General features: G+C 71.6%; 5 protein-coding genes. 4 read left to right on the plus strand and 1 reads right to left on the minus strand.

Annotation, left to right across the window (positions count from 1 at the left end):
* Nucleotides 1-69: 69 nt before the first annotated feature.
* Nucleotides 70-696 carry a TetR family transcriptional regulator gene (locus ACFU6I_RS47375; RefSeq protein WP_327248692.1) on the minus strand — a complete coding sequence of 209 codons (627 nt, stop codon included), beginning with the start codon at nucleotides 694-696 and terminating at the stop codon, nucleotides 70-72.
* Nucleotides 697-987: 291 nt separating this feature from the next.
* On the opposite strand from ACFU6I_RS47375, the gene ACFU6I_RS47380 reads away from it, so the two are divergent.
* The 4 genes from ACFU6I_RS47380 to hsaA all read left to right on the plus strand — a co-directional run bounded on the left by ACFU6I_RS47380 (nucleotide 988) and on the right by hsaA (nucleotide 6,287).
* Complete coding sequence (locus tag ACFU6I_RS47380) at nucleotides 988-2,565, plus strand: FAD-dependent oxidoreductase (protein WP_384380472.1); 1,578 nt, start codon at nucleotides 988-990, stop codon at nucleotides 2,563-2,565.
* 162 nt (nucleotides 2,566-2,727) lie between these two features.
* Nucleotides 2,728-3,519, plus strand: a complete 792-nt coding sequence (locus tag ACFU6I_RS47385; RefSeq protein WP_384380475.1) for an SDR family NAD(P)-dependent oxidoreductase — start codon at nucleotides 2,728-2,730, stop codon at nucleotides 3,517-3,519.
* Nucleotides 3,516-5,093, plus strand: a complete 1,578-nt coding sequence (locus ACFU6I_RS47390) for a FadD3 family acyl-CoA ligase (protein WP_384380478.1) — start codon at nucleotides 3,516-3,518, stop codon at nucleotides 5,091-5,093. The genes ACFU6I_RS47385 and ACFU6I_RS47390 overlap by 4 nt, the downstream gene beginning before the upstream one ends.
* Nucleotides 5,094-5,120: 27 nt before the next feature.
* A complete protein-coding gene (gene hsaA / locus ACFU6I_RS47395) occupies nucleotides 5,121-6,287 on the plus strand; it encodes a 3-hydroxy-9,10-secoandrosta-1,3,5(10)-triene-9,17-dione monooxygenase oxygenase subunit (protein WP_384380481.1) in 1,167 nt (388 codons plus the stop codon).
* Nucleotides 6,288-6,289: the final 2 nt, after the last annotated feature.

Genomic DNA, 6,289 nt, shown 5'->3' on the forward strand with positions numbered 1-6,289 from the left:
CTCCGGGAAGGAGACGGCCCCCGCTTCGCGCTGCCCCCGCACCGGCGCGCTCCGCACGGACCGGTGCGATCAACCGGAGCGCGTCTCCAGGGGCGTGGGGCCGGGCGCGAGCAGCAGCTCGCACGCCATGCGCAGGTCGGACTCCGCGTCGGCCGCGGAGATCCGCTCGTTGAGCCGCGACTGCAGGACGCCGTACCAGAGCAGCGTCAGCAGCCGGACGCGGGTGAGGTGCTGCTCCGCGGGATGCTCCACCCCCCACGCCTTCAGCATGAGGTCGCGGAAGCCGGTGTCGACGCGCGTCACATCGGTGACGGTCGCGGCGCTCGCGGAGTTCGCCGACTGGATCATCGCGGTGGCGAGCGTCGGATGGCGCAGCAGGTTGTGCGTGGCGCTGGCCAGCGTCTCGAAGACGGCGTCCACCGGAGAGGTGTCGGCGCCGCGCTCGGGCAGCCGCGCGCCGAAGCCCTCGATCTGCTCGGCCATGACCGCCGTGAACAGGTGGGTCTTCGACGGGAAGTAGCGGTAGAGCGTGCCGATCGCCACTCCGGCGGCCTTGGCCACCTCATGCATCTGCACGCGGTCCAGATCCTGCTCGGCCGCGAGCTCCGCGGCCGCCCGGAGGATGCGCAGCTGACGCGCCCGCTGACCAGGAGAGCTGGGCTCGGCACCTGCCCTGGCCTCGGCGATTCTCGGCACTTCTCCCCCTGAACGGTCGCATACAGGAACAACGTCCGAGGATACGCGGCAAGGGGTGGGAAAGGGCGCGGGGTAGTCCCGCTCAGCGCGACCGGGCCCGCACCCGGTGGCGGCTTCGGCAGCAGGACCCGGCTCGTTTCCGTACGTGACTGCCTGCCCGCATGGGAGCCGGTCCGTTCAGGCGTCCGACCGGGCCCGTCTCCTCCCGGTGAACGGGACTGCGCGTACCCGCGATGACGGCACTTCTTCTTACGCTGACCGGCACATGACGACCGGCCAGGAGGAAACCGCATGTCCATTGCCGCAAGCAGTCCGTCCCCAGCCGAAGGATGGGACGCCGAGTGCGACGTCCTCGTGGTCGGTTCGGGAGGCGGCGGCTGTACCGGCGCCTACACGGCCGCAGCCCACGGACTGGACACGATGCTCATCGAGAAGACGCCGCTTTTCGGCGGCACCACCGCCTACTCAGGCGCCTCCCTGTGGCTGCCGGGCAACCAGGCGCAGCAGCGGTCCGGACTCGACGACAGCGCACAGCAGGCTCTCGGCTACCTGCGCGCCACGGTCGGCGAGCGCACCAGGGCGTCACTGCAGAAGTCCTACGTCGACCACAGTGGGGACCTGGTCGCGTTCCTGGAGGAGAGCCGTCACCTGCGCTTCCGCTACGCGGCGTTCCCGGACTACTACGACGCTCCGGGAAGGTTCGACCGGGGACGCTCGATCGTGCCGGAGGAGATCGACGCCGCGGAACTCGGAGACCTGTTGGACCTCCTGCGCCCCTCCTGGGCGGCCGACCGCCTGGGCGCGGATCTGCCCCGGGCCCGACTGGGCGGCGGACAGGCCCTGATCGGGCGTTTCCTGCTGGCCCTGCGGGAGACGTCCCGGGTGCGGCTGAGCCACAGCACCGCCCTGGACGGGCTGATCCAGGAGAACGGCCGCGTCGTAGGCGTCCAGGCTCTGCGGGACGGCCGCCCGCTGCGTATCCGGGCCCGCCAGGGCGTCATCCTGGCCGCCGGCGGCTTCGAGGGCAGCGACGAGTTGCGCCGGACGTACCAGGCCCCCCGGGATGCCCGGTGGACCATGGGGCCGACGGGAGCCAACACCGGGGACGCGCTGCGGGCAGGTCGCTCGGCCGGCGCGGGCACCGACCTGCTGGGCGAATGCTGGTGGTGCCCCAGCGTGGCGCTGGACGAATCCACCGCGTCCTTCACCCTCGGCGCCAGGGGCGGCATCTTCGTCAACGCCCAAGGACGCCGGTTCGCCAACGAGTCCCTTCCCTATGACCGGATGGGCCGCGCCCTGCTCGCCCAGGAGGCCGCCGGCAACCCCCTGCCCTGCTACTGGATCTATGACGGCACGACCGAAGGCCTGCCGCCCGGTATCGTCAGCGCGAACCCCGGCGACGCCCGGCCGTACCTCGACAGCGGCGTGTGGAAGATGGCCGACACCCTGGTCGGCCTCGCGGAGCAGATCGGCGTCCCGGCCGCGGAACTCACGGCGACGGTTGAGCGGTTCAACAGCTTCGCGGCGGCCGGCGTGGACGAGGACTTCCACCGCGGGGAAGACCCCTACGATCGCTTCTTCGCGACGGGTGAGGGCGCGAACCCCAATCTTGTGCCGCTGGAGAAGGGGCCGTTCCACGCCGTTCCCGTCGTACTCGGCGACCTCGGCACCAAGGGCGGCCTGACCACTGACGACCAGGCCCGCGTGACGACACCCGGCGGCGACGTCATCCCGGGCTTGTACGCGGCGGGCAACACCATGGCGTCCGTGAGCGGACTGGTCTACCCGGGCCCGGGTGTGCCCATCGGCTCGGCGATGGTCTTCGCCTACCTGGCGGCCACGGACATCGCCCGGCAGCAGACGAACTGACCGGACCGCGGAACCGGCTGGATGCCTGCTGCGAGCCGCCCCCACCAGATGAGGATCCCGACCAGTGGGATCCCGTAGCCGCACCCCCGGCCGCCCGGCCTATCGTCCCCGGCACACCGCGTTCCGAAGGACGGCCGTCGCGCCGGGGCAGGAAGGAAGCCGATGATCGACAAGAGCGTGTACGGGCCGTGGGCGGTCGTCGCCGGCGGATCCGAGGGCGTGGGGGCCTCCTTCGCGCACCGGCTCGCCGACGCCGGAATCAACCTGGTCCTCGTCGCACGCAATTCGGGACCGCTGCGGCGGACCGCCGACGAGGTCCGCGCCAAGGGCGTCGAGGTGCGCACCCTCGAACTCGACCTCCTCGACCCCCGCGCACTGGCATCGATCCGCAAGGCGACCGATGACGTCGAGGTCGGACTGCTGATCTTCAACGCGGGCGCCAACAGCTACGGCCACGAGTTCGTGAGCAGCGACCTCGACCGGGTCCAGGGCGTGATCGACCTCAACATCACCGCCCAGCTCGCCCTCTCGCACCACTTCGGCGCGAGCATGAAGGAGCGAGGCCGGGGCGGCATCATGCTCGTCGGCTCGCTCTCCGGCTACCTCGGCCAGGCGCAGATCAGCATCTACTCAGCCGCGAAAGCGTTCAGCCGGGTTTTCGCCGAGGGGCTCTGGCTGGAGTTGGAGCCGTACGGCGTGCACGTCCTCGAACTGGTCCTCGGCGTGACCCGCACCCCCGCGATGGAGCGGGCCGGCCTGCGCATGGACCTGCCCGGACTGCGGGTGGCCGAACCCGACGACGTCGCGGAGGAGGGCCTGGCCCATCTCGCCGACGGTCCCGTGTGGGTCGCCGGCGGCAACCAGGCGGCGGCCGAGAAGCGCAGCGGCTTCCCCCGCGCCGGACTCGTACGCGGCGCCCACGAGGCGTCCCGGCGCCTGCTCCCGAGCTCATGAGGGGCCCGCTGACGATTCCCGGCGCGCTCGACCTCGCCGCGACCACCCGTCCGCGGACGGAAGCGGTCGTGGACGACGAGGTGCGGCTGACCTACGCGCAGCTGCGCCACGAGGCCCTGGCGGCCACGAGGTCGTTGCTGGCGCTCGGCGTCCGGCGCGGCGACCGGATCGCCCTGTGGGCGCCCAACAGCCACCGCTGGGTGGTGGCCGCCCTCGCCGTCGCCGGCGCCGGCGCGATCCTGGTACCCGTCAACACGCGGTACAAGGGCGACGAGGCGCGCTGGGTGCTCGAAAAGAGCCGGGCGCGGCTCCTGCTGGTCGAGAACGGCTTCCTGGGCAACGACTACCTGGCCATGCTCGGCACGGACGCCACGGGGGAGACCCCGGTCCCGGGGCTGCCCGATCTCGTCGACGTGGTCACGCTGGGCGGTCCGGCGGATTCCGCCGCGCGGCCGTGGGTGGCCTTCGTGGAGCTCGGCAGCCGGGTCCCGGAGGACGAGGCGGTCGCCCGGTGGGCGTCCGTACGGCCCGACGACGTGTCGGATCTGCTGTTCACCTCCGGGACCACCGGCAGACCCAAGGGCGTGCTGACGAGCCATCAGCAGAATCTCTCGACCTACCGGGCCTGGTGCGGCCGGACCGGAGTCACCGGCGACGACCGCTACCTGATCATCAACCCGCTGTTCCACTGCTTCGGCTACAAGGCGGGGGTCCTGGCCTGTCTGCTGCAGGGCGCGACGATGGTCCTGCAAGCCGTGTTCGACGTGACGAAGGCGATGACCGCCATCGAGGCGGAGCGTGTCACCGTCCTGCCGGGCCCGCCCACGATCTACACCTCGATCCTGGACGCGCCGGATCGGCCCCGGTACGACCTGAGCTCCCTGCGTCTGGCTGTGACGGGCTCCGCCGTGGTACCGATCGCCCTGGTGCAGCGGATGAGGGCCGAACTGTTTCCCGTCGTACTCACCGCGTACGGCCTGACCGAGTGCTGCGGCACCGTGACCGCGTGCGCCGTCGCGGACGACGACGAGACCGTGGCCCTGACCGCCGGCCGGCCGATCGACGGCGTGGAACTGGCCGTCGTCGACGGCGAAGGCCGGACCGTGCCCGTGGGGCAGGACGGCGAGGTCCTGGTGCGCGGTTACAACGTCATGCTCGGCTACCTCGACGACCCAGGGGCGAGCGCCGAGACCGTCGACCCGGACGGCTGGCTGGCCACCGGTGACGTGGGACGCGTCGACGAGCGCGGCAACCTGACCATCACCGGCCGGTCGAAGGACATGTTCACCGTCGGAGGCTTCAACGTCTACCCGGCGGAGATCGAGCAGGTGCTCAGCCGGCACGACGCCGTCGCCGAGGCCGCGGTCGTCGGCGTCCCGGACGACCGGCTGGGCGAGGTCGGACGGGCCTATGTGACCCTGCGGCCGGGCGCGGACGCCGCAGCCGCCGAGCTGATCGGCTTCTGTCGCGACAGGCTGGCGAACTTCAAGGTCCCGCGCGAGGTCGTCGTGCTCCAGGAGTTCCCGCGCAACGCCTCCGGCAAGGTCCACAAAGCCGGGCTCCGGAGCACATGACGACGCACGGACATGGAGGACTGCACGATGGGCAACGAGGTTCTGGAGTCGGTACGCGCCCTGCTCCCCGCGATCGCGGAGCGGGCGCAGACCACCGACGAATCGCGGCAGGTTCCTGAGAAGACGATCCGCGAACTCGTCGACGCCGGCGTCTTCCGGATGCTCAGGCCCCGGCGGTACGGCGGGCTGGAGGGCGACCCGGTGGACTTCTACGAAGTGGTCCGGGCGATCTCCGCCGTCTGCTGCTCGACCGGCTGGGTGGCCTCGGTGCTGGGCGTGCACCCCTGGCAGCTGGCACTGTTCGACCGGCAGGCGCAGGACGAGGTGTGGGGCGAGGACCAGGACACCCTGGTCTCGTCGGCCTACGCGCCCGTGGGCCGGCTGACCCCGGTCGACGGCGGCTACCGGCTCTCCGGCCGGTGGAGTTTCTCCTCCGGCTGCGGGCACGCCGGATGGGCGCTGCTGGGGGCCCTGGTCGTCGGGGCGCAGGGCCGTCCCGTCGACTTCATGACGGTGCTGGTACCCCGCTGCGACTACCGGATCGAGGACGTCTGGGACGTGGTGGGGCTGCGGGGCACCGCCAGCAACGACATCGTCGTGGAGCCGGTGTTCGTCCCGGCTCACCGCGTGATCCGCAACTATGAGCAGGCGCAGCTGAAGGGGCCCGGCCAGAAGGTCAACCCCGGGCCGCTGTACCGGCTGCCGTTCGCGGCAGTCTTCACCAGTGCGATCACCGCTCCGGTCATCGGCGCGGTGGCCGGCGGCTACGACTCGTACATCTCCTTGATGAAGGAGCGGGTCCGGCTCAGCCTGGGCGGCGGCAGGTTCGTCGAGGACCCCTTCGCCCAGGTCGCGATCGCGCGGGCGGCCTCCGACCTCGACGCGACGCTGCTGCAGATGGACCGCAACCTGCGCGAGCTGTCGGCACTGGCGGCGGAGGGGCGGGAGATCCCCGTGGAACTGCGCCTGCGCACGCGCCGGGACCAGGTGCGGGGCACCGAGCGGGCCGTCGCCGCGATGGACCTGCTGTTCAAGACGGCGGGCGGCAACTCGCTGCGCCGGGGCAACCCCATCCAACGCGCCTGGCGGGACGCCCACGCAGGCAGTGTGCACGTGGCCAACGACGTCGAACGGGCGCTGGCGATGTACGGCCGCGGCGCTTTCGGGCTCACCGTCGAGGACAACCTGGTCTGATA

Origin of the sequence: Streptomyces sp. NPDC057486 (genome assembly GCF_042802415.1) — a bacterium.
Taxonomy (GTDB): Bacteria; Actinomycetota; Actinomycetes; order Streptomycetales; family Streptomycetaceae; genus Streptomyces; species Streptomyces yanii.